This window comes from Stutzerimonas sp. KH-1 (assembly GCF_054483855.1).
The window spans coordinates 406,278-426,132 of sequence record NZ_CM137011.1 but is presented as its reverse complement, the minus strand read 5'-3'; the positions used below and the strand labels follow the sequence as shown (position 1 = coordinate 426,132).

Genomic DNA, 19,855 nt, shown 5'->3' with positions numbered 1-19,855 from the left:
TCCTAGTGACTGGCTGGCGGGTTATCCCCGCGCAAAAAGGGCTTGAGCACGGCGACCAGCTCGGTGACATCCTCAGGCGTAAATACACCGTCGATACCGTCGTGAGCGATGCTGGAAAAAGGCGCGTCGTAGAGCTTTTCGATCAATATGCTGCCGTGCTGGGCAATGTAGGTTTTAAGCAGGTTCATAAAGCGCACCTGCTGGGCTGTAAGGGTTGGATGGCTATGAAGGAAGCTTTTGAAATGCTGCTCGATTGCCTGCGCATCCAGGCCGACAATCTCGCGCACGGTGAGGTGGAGCTGATCTGCGGTGCGGCCGTAGAACTCGTTGAGCACTTCCAGACTCACCCCCGGATGACTGGTGAGAATGGTTGAGGTGAGCGTTTTCAGCTCTGCCTCCGCGATGGGCTCGCCTTTATGGATTTTCTGCAGGGTCGGGTTGGCGGCGAGCATGCCGTCGAGGATGTCCTTCAGGCGGCGGCGGTAGATCATCGCCTCGTTGGCCCCGGCAATTTTCACTTCGCGTACGCCGACCTGTACGCCACCGTCACCGGTCGTGGTGCTGGGCATTGCGAAACCACCACCGCCTGTTGTCTGGCGGTACTTCATGATGCGGCGCAGCTCTTTGCGAGCGTTCTCAAGCTTTTCCATGGTCGGTTGGAGCCAGAAATCTGCGCTGCGAACCTCGGCGATGATCAAATCCTTCTGACGTACCGCCTGGATGTTGACCGCCAGCTTGTCCAGCTCAGCGAGCAAGGCGTTCTTGCCGTCCTCAAAGCAGCTGGCTTGGTCGACCATACAACGCTGGATACCCGCCATAAGCTTGTCAAAAGCGGTGGCATGCTTATCGCTCAGGACCCGGGCAGACATCAGTGGCGCGATGGTGCCAGTCAAAAGGTGTTGGGTTTTCGCGTTGAAACTCATCAGCAGATCGGTCTGCTGCAGCTGGTGAACCAGGCGCAGCTCGCGCTTCACCGCGACGCTATCCTCAGGCAAATCGTTGATATCCGAACGCAGCAATGCGACAGCCGCATCGAAGGCAGCAGCATGATTCTTTTTCAGTGCGGCCTGGGCCAACTCCAAACGTGCCTCGAAGGTGGTTTGGAGTAGAGACTTGCCACCCGTGTCTTCTGGCTCCTGATATTCCTCCTCGAAAAAATCGAAGTTTCCGTAGTGGTCGAATATGAGGAACTCGGTCTTGTCCTTGCCCGGGCCGAACAGGTTCGGGCGCAGGCGCGTGCCGCGGCCGATCATCTGCCAGAACTTGACCCAGGATTTGACCGGCTTGGCGAAGACCAGATTGACCACTTCAGGCACGTCGATACCGGTGTCGAGCATGTCCACCGAGATGGCGATACGGAAGTCGTTATCAGGCTTTTTGAACTCCTTGATCAGCGTATCCACATGCGGAATTTCGTTGTGGATGACCTTGCAGACCTTGGTGCCGTACTGCGGGTAGAGCCTGCAGAAGAGCTTTTCCAGATGCTCGGCATGGTCCTGCCGCTGGGCAAAGACGATGGTCTTGCCCACCAGTGAACCGGTCTCATCCTTGATGCCGTTGTTGATCAGGTTTTCCAGAATGATGCGGTCGGTGTCTTCGCTGAAGATCTTGCGGCCGATGTCCTTGCCAGCAATGGTGGTGCGCTTGGCCTCTTCCTCGCCCAAATCCTCTTCAAGCTGTCGCTTTTGGTCTTCGCTCAGGTCATTGTAGTGGATGCCATCGCGTAGGAAATCCGTTGTCAGGTCTTTCACCCTGGGCGGTACCAAGTAAGGCGGATCGTTGTTGATCGCCTTGTCTAGGCCGTACTCGAAGGTTGGGTCCGTGGTGTCACAGTCGAACAAATCGAAGGTGTTTCGGCTAACGAACTTGACCGGCGTGGCTGTCAGGCCCACCTGCAGCGCATCGAAGTAATCGAACAGGTCGCGATACTTGTTATAGATACTGCGGTGGCTTTCGTCAGCGATGATCAAGTCGAAGAAGCCAACATCAAGCTGGGCAAAGCGGTTCATCATGCCCGGGTAGGTGGCGATATATATGCGCGCGGTCTGGTCCACCTTGCCGGTTTCGCCAATCACGCAGCGGGGCTCGCTCGGCAGATTCTGCTTGAACGCATCATCGGCTTGGACGCGCAATTCCTTTCGGTCGCAAAGGAACAGCACGCGCTTCGCCCAGCCGGTACGCAGCAGCAGTTCGGCCAGACCGATTGCAACACGAGTCTTGCCGGTGCCGGTGGCCTGGATGATCAACGCCTTGCGTCGCTGATCCTGGAAATGCTTAGCGACTGTCTTGATGGCTTCGATTTGATAATCCCGGTCTGCGATGCTCAGATCAGGATTGAATCTCTCGGGTTCAGGTTCGCGGTACTGCCGCTGGTAGGTGAGATATTCCAGGCTGTCCTTGCTATAGAGACCGTATACCGGACGATAGGTGTTGTACTGTTTGTCATCCCAAATGAAGGTTTCATAGCCGTTGCTGTAGAAAATGACCGGGCGCTGCTTGCCCATCCGTTCGAAACCGTCGGCGTACATACGGGCCTGTTCTCGGCCAGCCTGCAGGCTCACATTTCCCGATTTTTTGGCTTCGATAACGGCTAGCGGCTGGCCGTTGTCGCCCCAGAGCACATAGTCCGCACGGCCTTTGCCAGAGACGTTACCGGGGAAGTCCACATCCACTTCCAGGCCGACCTGCGCTGGATTGCTGACATCCCACCCGGCTTGCAGCAGCATGGCGTCAATCAGCAGCGCGCGGATCTTGGCTTCGTTCCATTGCAGGCTGTCTGCAACCTGTTGGCTCTGCTGTTGGCGCTTCTGCTGATCAGGCTTGGCCGGAGGTTCGAGCTTGTCCAGGTTGCGGGTGCGCTCCTGCTCCAGCTTGTCCATGACGCGCTGCAGCTCTTCCTGCTGCTGGTTGAGTTCTTTTTCGTAGCTGGAAACGGTTTTCTGCAGGCTGACCAGCGCGGCAGTCGGATCCTGTACTTCGGAAAATTCCGGAATTGTCGCTTGCGCTGTGCCGTAGTACTTGATGGCCATGTACATGGCCAGCTGGTAGGCAGTCTTGAGCGCCGCCTGTGCGTTGCGCAGCTCGCCTTCGGCACCGTGGGCAGTATCGTTTCCCTGGATCCGCAGAAAGTTGATCTGATGAACCAAGGACTTGCTGGCGCAATCGACAAACACCGGATTTTTTACCAGCTCATAGAAGCTCGACTGCGGCAGGCGCGGCAGCAGCTCTTCTTTGTAGATGGCTTTGGTCAGCTCTTCGGCAAAGCTACGCAGGCGAGTAAGTGCACTGCCCGGATCGATGTGCAGTACCGCCTCGGCGAGGCCGGCCAAGTTCGCCAGCAGCTCGTTGCCGGGGCGGAGAAACTCGAAGTTTACTGATTTCATAAAGGCGATTCTGTCCATGACGGTCCTAGAGCGAGGACCGTGCCAAGTTTTATTCGATACCGTACTTGTCCATCCAATTGCTCAGCGTCTGCTGGCTTTTTAGGCCTAGCAGGCTGGCCGCACGGGTCTTTGTTGTTACCGGTAAGCGTCAGCGCCTTGCGCAGATAATGCCCTGCTACTTCCGCGATTACCTGTTGTTGATCAATGCCTTGCGCAACATCCATGGCAAGCACATCGCCCTGCGCTTGCGGCAGCTTGAACAGTGCTTGCTCGATATCGTGAGCAGCAATCAGATCACCCGGACACCAGAGAGCCGCGCGCAACAATGTGGACTGCAGCTCGCGAACGTTGCCACGCCAGGGGTGCTGAAGGATAAGATTTTTTGCTTCTGTGGAAACTTTCTTATCGCCAAGACTGGCATCCTGGCTGGCAATGCCGCCCAAGAGCTTTTCCGACAGTAACAACAGATCACCTTCACGCTCTCTGAGCGGCGGTAGGTGCAGCACGCCCACAGCGACGCGATAGAACAGGTCTTCACGGAAGCGCCCGTGAGCAACTTCCTGCATCAGGTTGCGGTGAGTGGCGGTGATCAGCCGCACATCGGCTTTGATTTCCTGGCTGGAGCCGACCGGGATGAAGGTGCCTTCCTGCAATACGCGCAGGAGGCGCACTTGCACATCCGGCGTTAGCTCACCGAATTCATCCAAAAACAGCGTGCCGCCATGGGCCTGTTGGAATACCCCGGGGCGATCCGCAATAGCGCCGGTGAATGCGCCCTTCTTGTGGCCAAACAAGGTGGAATCGATTAGCTCCGGCGCGATAGCACCGCAGTTCACCGCAACAAAGGGCGCTGCAGAACGTGGGCTTGCGTTGTGAATGGCACGGGCAAACAGCTCTTTGCCGGTGCCGGTTTCACCGTAAATCAGTACTGGGACCTGCTTTGTCGCGAGTATCTGCGCCTGCGCCTTGAGCGCCAGCATGCGCTCGCTCTGCGTCACGATGCTGTCGAACGCTGCATCTACAGGTGCGTCGAGCCCAGCGAGCTGGACCAGCTTGTCGGTGCTGATGGTATTGGCAGCCGGGACATACTCGGCCGCGATATCAAACGGCACCTCGACCTGCTGAACGCCTTGCTCTAATGAGGACTGATAAAAGGTCGCCGGATAGCGGGTCTTGCCGAGAAGAATCCACACCGCTTGCATGGCCGGTGTGCCGGGGCTCAGCAGAATGGAGAGCCGGATATCAGGCGTAGTGAGCTGCTTGAGATGCCTGCTGGCTGCCTGGTAGATCTCGCCAAAGTTTACTGGGGAAGAAAGTACTTCATGATGACTGCGAATCGGGACATTCGTTTGCGTCGAAAGCCAAGCGAGATAAGCATCAAGATGCTCAATTGGATAAGAGCACAGCAGCTCCACAGCATCAAAATCCACGGACCGCAGGGCCGACAGGATCGGCCCTGCCTCCTTACCGTCACCAGCCTTCAGGTCGTTGCCGCCTACCCAGCAAACCAGCACATTTCTTTTTGCCACTATCCCTGTACTCCCAATCATCCTAATGGCGGATGAACTGCGAACCGGGACACTATAAGGCATTTCGCCATCTCTCCCTCATCCAATCTGGCGACCACCCGCAGCGTAGTGGCGAGACTACAAACCCACCTGGGAAAATACGCAGCTGGCCAACATTCGTCCCCGGTACTTCCTTGTGACGCCCCAGCGGCGCGCCATCCCATCCGGACAGGAGCAGCCCGAACGATTTCCGCCACCGCCTACTCATGTCTAACAGGCCGTTGAAAAAGGCCAGCCTATGGGTTCTGGCAAAATGGCGGCATCCTTTTCTGCCGAAGCCAGCCCAAGCCGATGCGTGGACTCGACCTCAAACAAAACGAGCTGTTCAGCTAAACGACGCTGGAGCAGCGCATCCCGAACGATCACCCGCTGCGTCCGTTGCGCAAGCTGGTCGATGCTGACCTGACCTCGATGAGCCAGGAATTCGACGGGTTTACTCCGCTCTGGAACGCGCCTCGATTGCACCGGAGCGGCTGTTGCGCGCTTCGGTGCTGCACTTGATCTACACCATTCGCTCCGAGCGGCAATTGGTCGAGGAAATTGTTTTCACCTGCTGTTTCGCCGGTTCGCCAGCCTGTCGATGGACCAGCCCATGAATTGGAGAAGAGGCGCGCCGGCAAGTAGACTTTTAAGTGAGCGCCACACCTGCCCCAAATCATTGAGTGTACCTACAGGTTCACTGAGTGTACCTGTTGGTACCGATGTGCTACGCACGAAATTATTTTATTAGCACACAGCTGACCCAAAGTACACGGAGTGTACCTGTAGGTGCACTCAATGCACCTACAGGTACACTCCGACACAACAGCACAAACCAACTATTTATAAAGTTGACAAAATGACTTGATGCGCGCCTACTCTTCCCGACTACCCGCAATAAGCGGATGTGGTAGCTGGCCACTCAAAACAAACAGCTTCCAACTGCCATTTGGCGCCCCTTAAAGCACGCTAGTGCATCCTAAAAGTTTTGTGCCATCGCACTTTCTACTCCGTCTTACGGAACAAACCATATCGGAAGCACCGCCTTCTCCAGCAATGAGATACCTTGTTAAGGCCCCGAGCTGCGGGGCTTATAAGGTCAACTGATGTACCGAAACCTGAACTGAAACCTGCACGCCTTCCAAAGGCAGCTGTGCGCCACCATGGCCAAGTGCTTGTTTCGTCCGCTACATCGGCACCCAATCGAAAACATCGATCCAAACGACCACCTCATCGTCACGGCAAACGACGACGGCTCCCATCCAGGCCCTCTGGACTATGCCAGGTGCTCGATTCAAGGAGCGCGCAGCACGCTCATCCGACTCACTGACCGTCCGGTTCCGACGCTGAATAGCGCTATGGGCGTGAGTCGTTGTGGAGAGGTACTCACGCCCAGCGCTATTACCCTCTCCACGCCGCTGCTGTAAATAACTAAACCAGCGGAGACGACAATGTTGAAAGCGGATGATCACCGGTTTGATTACCGGAAGTTCAGGAGGACCACTGCGAGGCGCAATTTCGGGTACGGAAAGCTCCTGACCTTCGCCGCACATATTGTTTTGCTATGGCTATATGGCTACGGGCACCATCAAACTAGGCATGCACACCATGTTCGTTTTAGCCGCTTCGTCGCTTTTCTGCGTACCAATTTTCAGATTGTGGATGCCAGAGACATTCAACAACATCACCTCGAAAGCTATGCGGAAATGCTGAACAGCCTTGCCTCCTCCGGCCAGATAAAGTTGAGCTACGCACAAAACTTGCTCTCCTCTGCAAACACAGTTATGCACGGGTTTCGCGGCGATAACGCAGTCTGGATCGCCCCGGCAGAAGCTGTGGGCCGCCGCAGTCAGGTACGAACCGCTATGCCTGGCGGGGACTGGAAGCAGGTGGAAGAAGTTGTAGAAAAGCTCCAGTCCGAAGGCAATGCGCGTGCGGCGGCAATCGTTCTGCTAGCAAGAGCGTTTGGTATGCGGTATCGCGAGGCGGTTTTAGGTGACCTAAACCGAATGAAGCGCGAAGCGCGGTCCGGCCATGTGGTAGTCCTGGAAGGAACAAAAGGCGGACGACGATGCGCCTCCCGACGCATTCCGATCGGAGATCGCCAACAGCATGCTCTCGATTTTGCATTAAAAGTGCGCCCGGACGGATCGGCCAATTTGCTAGCGGAAGGTGAGACCTTCAAGGGCTTTCTGGACACCGTGGCAAAAGCGGCACGTCCTGTGCTGAAGGCATGCGGTATTCGTTGCTATCACGATCTCCGGGCCGCTCGAATGATTGAGTTATACGAATCGATTTCTGACCAACCAGCGCCCGTACGCGGGCTAAGCCTTGACCCTGGACGAGATACAGAAGCGAGAGCCCAAGTCGCTGTCCAGTCAGGACACGGTGAGCACCGCACCAGCGTCGCTTACATCGGCGGCAAGCCAAGAAGAAGCCAACCGGAGACAGCTAATGATTAGCTTAATCCTGAATAGGCTTCGCTGGAACGGATTGTCACCGCTTCATCAGCGACGGCATGCTGCACGCATTAAGCTAATGCTCAACGCTATGATGGACCGCTTCTCACATCTCACGCACCCAGAGCAGGTAAAGCTAAAACACTTGCGCTGGCTGCATGATGCTTGGCTCGCCAAGCAAGGCTTTGCAGATGCGACTCGATCAGACTACAGACGAAGTTTAGCCCTGCTCGTAGCGGCGCTAGAGGGAGGAGTCCATTGGCAAAGTGTTCTGAAGATGGCGAAAGACCCACGGAAAGGGGGGCGCCCAGAAACCTGTAAGGCGATCAAGACGCGGCGACGCAGCTGACTTAATCGCTCTTGGTTCACCAGCGCAACCGGCATGCAGGCTGATATCAACATAATGCAAATGTCCACAATTGGCCGGAAGCGGCCCCAGGGATTCTGTTTCGTCGATTCAGCGGTAACGCAGACAACTGTCTACTGATATCGGCTACACCTTCAACAACATCAACGGGTGCATGAGCAGGGATGAACTGCCGCGACTAGTTAACCGCGACAGAATTTGACGCAATGACAGCGTATTGTCCTCCGCATCCGCCTCGCAAGGGGATACCCGGAGATTGCTAGAGGCCAATGTCTATTGCTGCCACTGACTGGCGAGCAACCCGCCTATAGACCCTGGCCGCTAGCTTCATGCGCCAGTAATGCGCTGCTCACTTCACGCATGGCAAATTGCCACTAAAAGAGTTAAATTCGCCATATAAGTGGCGCCAACTAAGCGCTCCACATTTCGCTAAAAACAGGGAAGTAACTATGTCCGAAGCTAAGGACACGCTCCTGAGGCTTATCGCCCTACTGCGCCTTATCCCGCGAGCACCGGGCCGTATAGCGACCACAACCCTACTGGAAAAGCTCAAGGAAAATGGTTTCTCGGTAAGCCTGCGCACAGTTCAGCGCGACCTTGACCGACTCTCTATCCCATTTGCCCTACAGCGTGACGAGAGCTCCACATCGTTTCGCTGGAGTCTGTCGGCCAAAGCGCCTATCGATTTGTCGGCCATGGACACCCCCACGGCTCTGGCTCTATACCTCGCGGAAAGCCACCTGCAGACACTACTCCCACAGAGCGTGCTGGATCAGCTCGGCCCACAGTTCCGCATGGCCCGCGATTACCTCGACAATCTGGAAAACAACGGTCTGGCGCACTGGGCGCGCAAGGTTCGAGCGATTCCAAACGGCAAGGCCCTGCAGCCCGCGCAGATCACCCCATATGTCTGGGATCAGATTTCCACTGCCTTACTGGAACGTAAACAGCTGCAGATCAGCTACCTAAGCCGCAGCAAAATCGAACTGAAGCAACTGCTGATCCACCCGGCCGGCTTGGTTTCTCGCCATACCATCAGCTACCTGATCGGCAGCGTCGACGGCTACGAAGACCTGCGCCAATTCGCCTTGCACCGCATCCACCAGGCCGAGTGTCTGGGAGCCCCTGCCCGCGCCCGTAACGACTTCGATATCGAGAGTTACATCCGCCAGCACCTCAACACTTCCACAGCCATCGAACAGGTGGAGCTGGTCGCCGACATTGCTCCGCAGATCGCTTGGCTACTCGGCGAAACTCCACTGAGCACCGAGCAAAGCCTGGAGCCACTGGAAGATAGCGACTGGCAGCGCCTACGGGCCAAGGTGCCGGATGATCAGGAGACCATGTGGTGGGTGTTTAGCTTGGGGGAGAACGTGCGGGTGTGTGAGCCAAAGCACTGGGCCGCTGCAATCCGAGAGAGAGCCTCCCGCCTCAGGGCACTCTACGAGCAAGAAATACCCTCTCAAGTCTTAGCCTCGAATGTGTAAGGAGCGTTCATATGCTGAAAACTCAAAACATCTATCTGAACTATTTAGAAGCGTTAGAACGGCTGATCGTTGAGACCCCTCTGTCAGTCGACGAGCTAGGGCAGTTAAAGGAGGACGTGCGCCACACCGAGCTGCTGATTCCCGTAATAGGTGCTTTCAGCGCCGGCAAGAGCAGTTTGATTAACGCGTTTATTGGCGAAGACGTTCTTGGGGTTGGCCTCACTCCTGAAACAGAGCTGGCCACCGAACTTCGTTATAGCAGCGACCCACACTTGTTGGCCCTACGCCCGGACGGCAGCAGCGAGCGCCTTAGCGTCAGCGCCCTGAGCACCTTGAAGAGCCGCGCCAATGAGTTCACGCATGTGCAGCTGTACCTGGACAACCCACAACTCAAGGCACTTCCTTCTCTGGTACTGGTGGACATGCCAGGCTTCGGCTCATCGCTGGCCAACCACAACAAAGCCATTGCCTATTACCTACCACGTGGCGTGCATTTCATAGTCGTAACAAGCGTCGAAGACGGCAACATTACTCAGTCGATGCTCCGCCAGTTGGATGATCTGCAGACCTACGGCCGTGATTTCACCTTCCTGCTGAACAAAATCAACCTGCGTTCGGGTGAACAGGTGCAAGCCGTGGCCGAACTCATCGATGACCAGATTCGCAGCAACTTCGTCACTTCACGCCCCGTGATTACGGTTGGTCTCGACGGTGAGGTGCGCCTGAAAGAAGTGCTGACCCGCCTCCAGCCTGAGCAGATTCTGCGCCAGGTGTTCGAGGACAGGCTCAAAGACCTGACACACTCGCTACTGAGCCAGATCAACCTCGCCCTGACCTCGTTGAAGAAAGATCAGGCTGAAAACCAGCTTGCGTTGAGCGAACTGGCCAAAGGTATTCGCCAAATCGAACGCAAGCGCGACGAGGTGCTGGAGGATCTACGCGACCAGCAACTGGACCGTACCGTGGATCGCTGTTTGAAGATGGTAGGGCGCGAGTTGGACAATGCTGAGTCGGAACTGGTGAGTGCGGGCCTAGCCGGCAATCAGGAAGCTTTCTCACGAATCGTTTCCGAGGTGGTACGCAGCTCGATGACCCGCTCCGTCAAGGATCAGATGGACACCCTCAGCCGCTCGGTAGTGGCTGATTTTGCCCAAGCCGTGGGCGATCTCGGTAAGAGCATGAGCCAGTTTAACAACGAACAGAATTGGCTCGGTCAACTCACCGACCGAATCAATCGCAGCCTGCAGAAAACCGGTGAAACCCTGGGCCACTGGAGTGGCTCGCTTGCCGAGCGTAACGCTCAAGAGCTGGAGCGTCTGAAAAAGGAAAGCAAGTGGGAAGAGGGTGAACCCTTGCCACGTGTGACCTATCAGGGTCTGGCCACTGTGTTGGCGGTCACCACTTCGGTAGTTAACCCGCTAATCGAGTTGGCAATCATCTTTCTGCCGAGCATCTTGGCGTTCATCAACGAAGGTCGCCAGCGCGAGCAACTGCGCCAGAAAGTAATTACCGAAGTCATTCCCTCGGTGAAACGCGAACTTCGGGATCGCTTGCCCGCCTTGCTCAATGAACAGATAGACGCACTGGTGACCCAGGTGAGCAGTGAGTTCGAACGAGAGATCAGCGAGAAGCAGAGTTTGATCAACGAGCTAGCGAGCAATCGCCAGCAGAACGCCCATGCTGCCGAACAACAGATCGAGCACCTAACCCGGGTCAGGGAAGCGCTACAGAAACTGGCCTCGGAAACCCTTTACGAGTTGCAAGCATGAATGCACAGGGCGTAATCCAACTGAACCAGCGCCTTCATCAATGGATGGAGCAATACAGCCCGGAGCTTGAGAAAGACATCGCCCAATGGCTTCGCAAACATGCGATCGGCCCAACCCACGAACTTGCCCACTCGTTCGACATGCTGGACGAAGAGCACCGCCTACTTCAAATCGGTGTGGTGGGACGGGTCAAGGCCGGCAAGTCGTCGTTGCTCAACGCCCTGGTATTCGACGGCCACGTTATTTTGCCACGGGCCGCCACGCCAATGACCGCCGCACTGACTACGCTAACTTACGGCGAAACCTTTTCCGCCCAAGTACAGTTCTACGATGCCGCGGACCTGGCCAATATCGAACAGAACGCAGCACGCTACCGGCAGCGCTTCAAAGAGGAGGAGCGCCTGGCCGCAGACGCCCTACGCCAGCGCCGTCAGCGCAATGGCCAGCACGTCGAGGATGAACAGTTCCGCACCGACGTGCACAAGGCTGCCCGTCGTGCCTTACAGGGTGAGCACACGCTGGTAGCCGCCCATGACCAATGGCAAAGCATCTGTGAGTGCAACCTTGACCTCAACACCCTCGACAGCTTAGGACAGCTAGAAGCAGCGGATGCGACTTCACTGGCCAGGCAGCTAGATGAATACGTTGCAACTGGCGGCTCCTACATGCCACTGACCAAGAGCGTCGACATCTTTCTGCCCCTACCCTCGCTGCGCAACATCAGGATCATCGACACGCCGGGTCTGAACGATCCGGTACAGTCCCGCGAGGAGCGCACGACCGTGCTGCTCAAGGATTGCGATGTAGTGTTCATCGTTAGCCCTGCCGGCCAGTTCCTAAGCGAGCTGGACATCGAGATGATGAGCCGTATTACGCAGAAAGAGGGGGTACAGGAGCTGGTGCTGATCGCCAGCCAAGTCGACAACCAGCTGTATGGTAGCGACATCCGTCAGCCCACCCTGAATGGCGCACTGAACAAAATCACTGAAACCCTCAGCGCCCACATGATCGACACCCTGCAACGCTTGAAGATTCAGCACCCAGAAATCGGCGGAACCTTCGATGGTCTTATCCAGAATGGTGCCGGCAAGGTACTGCACACTTCCGGCATGTGCCACAGCCTATCAGTCCGCTTCGACCAACAGCAGGGCTGGGATAGTAGCGAGCGCAAGGCTTGGGACAACCTGCAGTCCAACTACCCGGACTTCTTCACGCCCGACCACGCCGAACGCTGCCGCGCCAACCTTGACCTATTGGCGAACACCGCCACTCTTCGGGACGTGCTGGAAAACGTTCGTGCTCAGAAGGACCGAATTATTGGGCAGCGCCGGGAAGAGCTGATCCGCGCCAAATCGGCTGCACTTGAAGCATTTCGTGCTGACCTGCTGGCCTTCACACAAGCCAAGTACCACGAAGTTCGCAACGCTGATATTGAGGATTTGAAGGCTCAGCGGCGCAAGCTGGATAGCCTGATGACGGTGGCCACCTATGAACTGGACAGCATGCTCGCCAATTGCATCGCCGAGTTCCAGAGCAAACTGAAGAAAGACCTTTCCAAGAAGCTGGACTCTGCCTATGGGAGCACCGGCTCGGCCGTTGACTCCGCAGCCACTGAAACCCACAGGAAGGAGGAAGTGGTGCGCGACAGCTTGGCTGCCAAGTTCGCCAACTGGGCATGGGGAGGAGGTACAGAAACCCGCACCTATACCGAGTTCAAATTATTCTGGCGCAAGGTGTATAACGAACTGGAACACTTCGCCGGGGAGGTAGTACAAAACCTCAAGGACGCGAGCGAGGCTCTGACAAATCAATTTCGTGAACAACTGATCCGGGAGTCAACAGGTGTCGCCAGGCGCCACCTGGGCGATGACCTCGATCCCGCACTGATCATCCGGACCAACCAGGGCCTGGTTTCCAACTTCAAACTTCCGGCCTTCGAGCTCGACACCCGCGATCTGCGAAAGCTCAAGCGCACCGGTCATCACCTGCTTGGTTCAGAAGCTCGGGAGTATCTCGACGAAGCGCAGCACCGCCTGGAGGAGTTCAAAGGAGAGGCTAGCCAGCAGATCCGTCAATTGATCGGCGAAGTCAAGCACGCATTGCCCTCCTCTTATGGTGACGCCTTCTTCAAGAGCATGCAGGAGCGCATCGCCCAGCTGGAGGAACAAGTCGAAAACACCCTGCTCACACTTGACCGCTTGCAACGAATGGCTAAGGCGCTGGAAGCCCTATGATCACCGACCTATTTCCCGCAACGTTGTTTACGCAACTGGACAAACTCAGCCGTTTTTTCGTGTGGCGACGCAGACCGCTGCACGAAAGTATCGCCACAGCGCTGCAGTCAGCGGATGCTCGTCACCACGCGGTGAACCAGGCGCACCAACATACCTTGGCGCGTCTAGAGGCGCTGATCCAGAGCCATGCACAACTAACCGAACAGCAGGCCAGCACCACCGCTGAACTTGACAGCACGAGGCAAGCCCTACTTGATGCACGGCACTCGCTTGAGAAGTTGCAAACCAAGCTGCGGCAGGATCAAGAGCAAGCCAAGCTCCGCTTCGACGCCCTGTCGACCCAACATTCCCTGCTCGGTCAAGAACGCGATCAACTGGAAGCGGCCCGCCTCACGCTTGAACAAACGCTGGAGGTTACCCGCGTTGAGCTCCTGGCCAGCACCGAAGCCACCGAGTCGCTGCAACAGAGTCTGGCCCGTCACCAGCAAACCAATGCCGAGTTAGCGGAGAGATTCCAGGCGTTACAACAACGCCATGGCGATACCTGGACCCGCTTCGAGCTTATCTCCCGGTTACTGGCTGCCCGCCCGCAGGAAAGTGCAGGCCTCGCCCGCTTCCGAGAGTTGCTGGCCACTGACTACATGGCCTTTGCCGAGAGCGAGTCATCACTGGCCGCCGAAGCCAAGGCCCTGACCCTGCTGCAGTCGATCGAACAGGAACTTGCGTTACTGGTGAGTTTTCCTGACGTGCGCAAGCGAACCATAGTCGGCATCGTCGGGGGGTTCAGTAGCGGTAAGTCGGAGTTCATTAACAGTTTTATCCACGACCCGCAGGTACGCCTGGCCGTCGGTCTGAAGCCGGTTACGGCCATTCCAAGCTACGTGCTAGCTACCGATGAGCGCATGATTCGCGGTTACTCAGCCAGCGGTGGGCATATCAATCTTGACGTTGATTTCTACAAAAACGTGTCGCACGCCTTCATCAACTCGTTCAGCTTCGACCTCAAGAGCTTAATGCCTTTCATGTGTGTCGGCGTGCAGATGAGACCTGAATGCCTCAGCGATATCTGCTTCATTGACACCCCCGGCTACAACCCACCCTCAACCGCAGCCGAGCACAGTCAGGGGGACAGACGAACCGCCGTACAATTCGCCCAACAAGCGGAATCGATTATTTGGCTTATCGGGCTTGATTCCAATGGCACCGTGCCAGACTCAGATCTGGAGTTCATCCAGCATATTGGTGTGGAAGGGCGCTCGGTCTACGTCGTGCTCACCAAGGCAGACCTTAAGGCCGAAGAGGACATCGACGACATCCTCGAAGAGGTGCAAAACCGCCTCGATGATGAAGGCATACAGATTGAAGGCATCAGTGCTTACAGCTCAACCTTGCGCGAAGAGGTCACCTATCGCAAGGTATCGCTGCTAGAGCACTTCGCCCGCATCAACCGCAGTGGGAATACTCGACAACACCTAGAGAAGCGTCTGGGGGAAGTGTTTGCCATGTATGACGAAGCTATCCAGGCGGATATTGCTGCGCTAAAGGCGCAGAAGGTTGCGATAAACGGGCTTCGTCTGGACTGCCTAGAGTTCGGCGGCCAAGAGGTCTACGAACGCATGCTTGCCCCTATAGATAAGCTCACACTCAGCCTGAGCACATCACCTCTGGAAGCTTGGCTAAAAGAGTCTCAAAGACTGCATGAAGCTTTCAGCGAGGCGGTCCAGCAAACTGCCGCAGCGCTGGAAGCTGGCTAGGACAGCACTGGCTCGGTCGTTGTCTCTGCTGCCACTGAATCAACAGGACCGATGACGTGGTGCGCAACAGCTGGACTACCCAGATCACCAACTGGATGTGGGGAGGCGTTACTAAAACCTGAATCCCCCTTCCTTCGCCATCGACAGGACTAATCGACCACCGGATAGCCCATACTCCCCCACAGGGTATTCCGGCTATCCATCCTCAGCTCGGTGGTTGCGGCACTAGCTTGCCCAGCAGGTTTATGCAGTCGCGCACTTGCTCACGGTTGACCGATCCATTCCAGGTAGGCCGCCGTGGATAAGCTGGTTGCGGAGGGTGTGAAGGCAGTTGACCAACCTGCTGAGCAGCGCCGATGTGTTGCCACTAGCCAGGGCCAGTTGGGCTGCGCGCCTGCCGCTGGCGAAGCGGCTTTCCAAAGTGCCTTCATCGACTTTGCCGCTCCGGTGATCCCAGAGGCTCTGGACACATACTGGTTATCTAACAGCATACGGATGCTGCCGGAAAACTACTGCCAGATCAGCACATCAGTGCATTTACCCTCGTAAAGCAAACAAAGCTGTAACAGAAAGGCTTTGAAGGTCTCCTGCTCCAAGAGGCGCTTACGCTCGTCGATCTCAGAGACATAGGTATGGCAGGTTTAACAGAGCAGCACTGTGTCGCAATACCACGACACCATTTGTCGCGCAGTTCCGGCACAGTCTCTTCAAATACAGTGGAAGACCATACATGCCAATACCGCTCCCACCCCGCACCTTCATCTGCTCACATTGCCACTGGCAACGCACCTGCATTTTCACCAGCGACGCACTCCAGCTGGGAGTAGACTGGTTCAGTCACTGCCCTGCCTGCAAACGCACCGAACTTGAAACCCGTCCAGCCAGCCGCGCGGAAATCATGCGGGAACGCCTGCGCCAATTCCTGCGCTACCAAGAATTTGAACGCAATGAAAGGTAAGGTAACCCATCATGCTCAAAAATATCCTTGCTACGATCGGTTTGGCTGTCGTGCTAAAAGCCGCTTTTGAACACTACCGGGAGTTCCAGGAGATGAAGCGAGAAAAGCAGGACGGTCGGAAACCAGCCAACTGAATGGCTGCGGATTTTCGCACAAGAAATGAGTGGTGCGTCATTACGAACGGTATAGCGATGCGCGCATGCTCAACCGTCGGGGGCTTGTTTGTCGGTTTGCTGCTCACTCTTCGCATCCAGCCCAGGCTCACCTTGTTTGTAGCTAATGTAGGTTTGTTCAGAGGCCTCGTATAGCGCTCGGGTCGTATTACCTCATCCAGCCCGACTAGGAACGCCTACCCAATACTGAATGCCAAAAATGAACTATGCGCAAAGTTCTGCAATTGTTCCTTCCATCTTCTCACTACGGCTTCATCCGGTTGCGTGCGGCTACCTATCCTACTCGGGTAGGCACATTTAGTCGGGCTCATCCTTGCTCGTAGAGCGCTCTAGTCACGCTCCAGCTGCGCAGCAGATACGTCCAACAGGGTGGCCATTTGCGTATTACCCGAGTTCAATTCAAGTTGTGTCTCGCGTACCCGCTGCGCCAAGCGCGCCAGCTTCCCATGGGTCAGCCGGCACTGTTCATGATGCTTTGACTTTCTGCAAAAATCTGAAGCACCACACGACCATCATCACTTGGAACTTCAACTGTAATCGAACTCACGCCCATCCCAACCTCTCAATGCTCAAAGCGCCACCCGCCACCGGCAGAAACAGCCATTGCTCGATAACTTTTTTACCGGTGGTCCGTTCTATCCCCAGGGCATATGACTCCAACTGTGCGCAGTATTCATTAGCCAGCTGCCCCCATTTATCGATAGCCAACTGACTGGACTTGTGGTCAAACAGCACCCACCCGCCATTGGTTTCCAACAGCAAATCGACTCTGCCATTTAGAACCTGGCCATTTTGCAAGATGCTCATTAGCGGAATTTCGGCATGAGGCCTCGCACCAAGCCAGCGGCTGGACAGCCACTCTTGGAAAGCCTGAATCTGATGCAATACTGCAGTAGCTGAGACGTACTCCGACATACCAAAACCGGACAGGACATTGAGCACATCTGTTTCAGAGAGAGATGCCTCAGGGTCAGCGAAGGACAAACCGATGCAGGCGTGAATGGCCTCACCAAGCACGCGCATATCTACCCCCGCTCCGACAGGAAGCCTTTCACCGATACGGCACGTTTCCAAAACAGTGGCCGAGATCTGCTCGGCCGAGGAAGGGCTGAAGCTGAGTGGCAGCCGCAAGCCCGTATAGCCCTGGTGCTGGAACCAATGAACAGGCTCCGCCACCGTTGCCTCACCATTGTCCGGTTCCTCCCGCGGCTCAAGTGTCCAGCGATCAGCAGGAATCCGCTCGCCGCTGGGCAGCTCCACGGCCTCGCATCCCTCTTCAGGAAGTAACCACGGCGCGCCGAGACAGTCGAGCCATTCACCGCTCGGTTTGCGGCTGGAGCGAGCCAATACCAGTAGATCCCGCGCCCGCGTCATGCTGACATACAGAAGCCGCCTGGCCTCTTCCATAGCCGCCTCCCTACAGTCAGTAGCCATAGGCGTGAGCGCAATCTTATCTGCAAGTGCGACCTTTCTTTGGAGACCAAATGGCCAGGGCCAATAGCGGATGTGCCGATCAGCCAGTGGGTTGTGAGCATCGAAACGGGCACCAGACTCTGCGCAGATCGACCAAAGACGATCTTTGATGTCCTTGGCGAGGTCAGTGAGGATGACTACTGGCCATTCGAGCCCCTTGGCGGCGTGATGAGTCATTACCCTGACCGCATTGACTGCCGGCTCAGCGAGCAGATCCTGCTTCTGTTGGGCCATTTCATCAAGCCAAAGGATAAGACCGGAAATCGAGGCAGCTTGCCGCCCGCCACGACAAATGTCTTCATACTGCTCGGCGAGCGCGATCAGAGCTTCCAGATTGGCCAGGCGCAGTCGCACACTGGCGTTATCCGGCGTCCAGCGTGCAACCTTTTCCGCGAGGGAGCAGGTGGCGATCAGCGTCGCTAAGGCCTCCTGTGGGGCCAATACCGGCAAAGCTGGCCGTAATGCAGCAATGGATTTCAGCAGCGGGTGCACGGGATGGCCTTCGACAGCCTGCTCGCGCCAGAGATCGACATTGCCACCTTGCGCCAGGTACCTTAGCCGATCCGCCAGCCACACTTCGGGCTCCAGGCTGTCGGCCAACGACAGTATCTCAGCCGTGGCTAGGGTATCCGCGGGGTCATTTAGGCGGCGCAGGCAGGCTAGGGCCAGCGTCGCCTCGGGTGTAGCCAACAGGCCCGCCTGGGCCGTCGCGACGGGAATACCCTGAGCAGAAAGGGCTGCGGCCAACGCACCTACACCGTCATGGGAACGTGACAGGATGGCAATATCCCCGAAGCGAACAGGACGTAGTGACTGGGCTGGCTTATCGTAAACGACATAACCGTTGTCGATCAGTTGTCGAACCCCCGATGCCAGCGCGCTGGCCTCTTGGGCAGCGTTCTTGCCGGCGAGTATCCAGTTGGCCAAGCCAGATCCTGGCAAGGGCTCCGTGCGCTCGGCCCTGAGCTCGACTTCCTCCCTGGTCAGGGAGGAGGCGAAGGCGTGGATAAAGAGCGCATTGACGACCCTGACCAACTCGGGGCGCGAACGCCAAGACGACGGCAAGACCTCCTTGCTCCCCCCTAGGGCCGGCAAGGCCGTGAGAATGGCCTGCATAAGGGACGTGTCGCTGCCACGGAAGCCGTAGATTGCCTGCTTGATATCGCCGACCCAGTAAACTCGCTTGGCAAAGCGGGCGAGTTTCAGAAAGAGAGCAAGCTGGATCGGGCTAGTATCTTGGAACTCATCGACCATCAGCAGATCGAGTTCGTCGTCCAGCACCGCCGCCACGTCGGGGTGATCGAGCAAGCCGAGCAACAGGTGCTCCTGATCGACAAAATCGAGGACTCCCAGCTCCTGCTTCAATGCCTGGTAGTTGGCCAGAGCTTTGGCCGCAAGATCGAACATCTGGTCGAGGTACTCGCGCAAGTCCCTGTGCAAGCCTGGATGCGCGCCAACTTGCCCAGCCAGGTCCGCAATGGGCCCGATTATCTGGCGCAGGCTTGCTTCGGGAGCCGCCTTAGCGATCCTGACCCATTCGCTCCAAGGCGCCTCCTGCCGTTCTAGGCCACCAGCAAAGCCCTTGATCAGCCTCAGGTAATCATTAGTGTTCTTTTTGCCTCCGGACTGGGCAGTCGCTTCGATTGATGGTAGCGCCGTTCGGATTGCTTTAAGCAGATCGACACTCAGGTCCTGTCTGGTCGGCGTTGGGAAATGGCTCAGCAGGTTGTCGGCATTTGACTGGGCGAAGGAGGGAACCTCGTCAAGCGGGATATCGTTGCTGCGAACTTGATTAACCAACGACTGTAAATCTTGTTTCCAGTCAGCATCCAGCCCCAGGCGGCGGGCCAGGTGCAGAAGTTTTTGCATACCCGAGCCGTTCAGCACCGCGTCGATTGAGCGCCCCAGCAAAATTCCGCTTTGTACTTCCTCCAACACCTCCGGTTCAGTGGAGATGCCTGCCTCGAACGCGAAGCGAGCAATCAGTTGGCCGCAAACGCTGTTGACCGTACCGATGCGCGCCTGCCCTATGCTATTGGCCAAGCCAAAGCTGCCCTGCTTGAGCAAATGCCCGCGTACGCGCTCTCGCAGTTCAGCCGCCGCCTTTCGGGTGAATGTGGTAGCAATGACGCCCGCCGGCCGGACGTTTCCCGACGTCAGCTCAAGGTGCAGGATCTCGGTCAGCCGGTGTGTCTTGCCGCTACCAGCGCCGGCGCTGATAAACGTAATCTGGGATTTCATTCCGCTCGCC

Annotated in this window: 10 protein-coding genes and 1 pseudogene; 8 read left to right on the top strand and 3 right to left on the bottom strand. The window is 56.7% G+C overall.

Going from position 1 to position 19,855, the window contains the following annotated elements; all coding sequences use genetic code 11:
- Positions 1 to 2 precede the first annotated feature (2 nt).
- Together ACX1DW_RS02170 and ACX1DW_RS02165 are read right to left on the bottom strand one after the other, a co-directional pair.
- Positions 3 to 3,383: a type I restriction endonuclease subunit R gene (locus tag ACX1DW_RS02170; RefSeq protein WP_458993432.1), complete on the bottom strand. Its 3,381-nt coding sequence runs from the start codon at positions 3,381 to 3,383 to the stop codon at positions 3 to 5.
- Entirely contained in the window at positions 3,380 to 4,912 is a 1,533-nt protein-coding gene (locus tag ACX1DW_RS02165) for a sigma-54 interaction domain-containing protein (protein ID WP_458992670.1), read from the bottom strand. The genes ACX1DW_RS02170 and ACX1DW_RS02165 overlap by 4 nt, the downstream gene beginning before the upstream one ends.
- A 378-nt stretch (positions 4,913 to 5,290) precedes the next feature.
- Between ACX1DW_RS02165 and ACX1DW_RS02160 the strand changes: the two are divergent.
- From ACX1DW_RS02160 to ACX1DW_RS02125, 8 genes and pseudogenes are all read left to right on the top strand, one after another.
- Positions 5,291 to 5,546, top strand: a pseudogene (locus ACX1DW_RS02160) (transposase); the annotation flags it as partial.
- Between the two features lie 835 nt (positions 5,547 to 6,381).
- Positions 6,382 to 7,392 carry an integrase domain-containing protein gene (locus ACX1DW_RS02155; RefSeq protein WP_458992669.1) on the top strand — a complete coding sequence of 337 codons (1,011 nt, stop codon included), beginning with the start codon at positions 6,382 to 6,384 and terminating at the stop codon, positions 7,390 to 7,392.
- 813 nt (positions 7,393 to 8,205) lie between these two features.
- Positions 8,206 to 9,243 carry a helix-turn-helix transcriptional regulator gene (locus ACX1DW_RS02150; protein WP_458992668.1) on the top strand — a complete coding sequence of 346 codons (1,038 nt, stop codon included), beginning with the start codon at positions 8,206 to 8,208 and terminating at the stop codon, positions 9,241 to 9,243.
- An 11-nt stretch (positions 9,244 to 9,254) separates the two neighbouring features.
- Entirely contained in the window at positions 9,255 to 11,012 is a 1,758-nt protein-coding gene (locus ACX1DW_RS02145) for a dynamin family protein (protein ID WP_458992667.1), read from the top strand.
- Positions 11,009 to 13,246 carry a dynamin family protein gene (locus ACX1DW_RS02140; RefSeq protein ID WP_054095350.1) on the top strand — a complete coding sequence of 746 codons (2,238 nt, stop codon included), beginning with the start codon at positions 11,009 to 11,011 and terminating at the stop codon, positions 13,244 to 13,246. Before ACX1DW_RS02145 ends, ACX1DW_RS02140 begins: the two co-directional genes overlap by 4 nt.
- A complete protein-coding gene (locus ACX1DW_RS02135; protein WP_054095351.1) occupies positions 13,243 to 15,000 on the top strand; it encodes a dynamin family protein in 1,758 nt (585 codons plus the stop codon). The genes ACX1DW_RS02140 and ACX1DW_RS02135 overlap by 4 nt, the downstream gene beginning before the upstream one ends.
- Before the next feature lie 297 nt (positions 15,001 to 15,297).
- Positions 15,298 to 15,549, top strand: a complete 252-nt coding sequence (locus ACX1DW_RS02130) for a hypothetical protein (RefSeq protein WP_193749417.1) — start codon at positions 15,298 to 15,300, stop codon at positions 15,547 to 15,549.
- 420 nt (positions 15,550 to 15,969) lie between these two features.
- A complete protein-coding gene (locus tag ACX1DW_RS02125) occupies positions 15,970 to 16,092 on the top strand; it encodes a hypothetical protein (RefSeq protein WP_279642059.1) in 123 nt (40 codons plus the stop codon).
- 582 nt (positions 16,093 to 16,674) lie between these two features.
- Here the strand turns inward: ACX1DW_RS02125 and ACX1DW_RS02120 are convergent.
- The gene (locus ACX1DW_RS02120) at positions 16,675 to 19,845 is read right to left on the bottom strand and encodes a UvrD-helicase domain-containing protein (protein ID WP_054095359.1); all 3,171 of its coding nucleotides are present in this window, start codon (positions 19,843 to 19,845) and stop codon (positions 16,675 to 16,677) included.
- Positions 19,846 to 19,855: the final 10 nt, after the last annotated feature.

Bases quoted from the DNA above. Each gene is read 5' to 3' on its own strand.
- ACX1DW_RS02170 (WP_458993432.1), bottom strand. From the start codon at position 3,383: ATGAAATCAGTAAACTTCGAGTTTCTCCGCCCCGGCAACGAGCTGCTG.
- ACX1DW_RS02155 (WP_458992669.1), top strand. From the start codon at position 6,382: ATGTTGAAAGCGGATGATCACCGGTTTGATTACCGGAAGTTCAGGAGG.
- ACX1DW_RS02150 (WP_458992668.1), top strand. From the start codon at position 8,206: ATGTCCGAAGCTAAGGACACGCTCCTGAGGCTTATCGCCCTACTGCGC.
- ACX1DW_RS02145 (WP_458992667.1), top strand. From the start codon at position 9,255: ATGCTGAAAACTCAAAACATCTATCTGAACTATTTAGAAGCGTTAGAA.
- ACX1DW_RS02140 (WP_054095350.1), top strand. From the start codon at position 11,009: ATGAATGCACAGGGCGTAATCCAACTGAACCAGCGCCTTCATCAATGG.
- ACX1DW_RS02135 (WP_054095351.1), top strand. From the start codon at position 13,243: ATGATCACCGACCTATTTCCCGCAACGTTGTTTACGCAACTGGACAAA.
- ACX1DW_RS02125 (WP_279642059.1), top strand. From the start codon at position 15,970: ATGCTCAAAAATATCCTTGCTACGATCGGTTTGGCTGTCGTGCTAAAA.
- ACX1DW_RS02120 (WP_054095359.1), bottom strand. From the start codon at position 19,845: ATGAAATCCCAGATTACGTTTATCAGCGCCGGCGCTGGTAGCGGCAAG.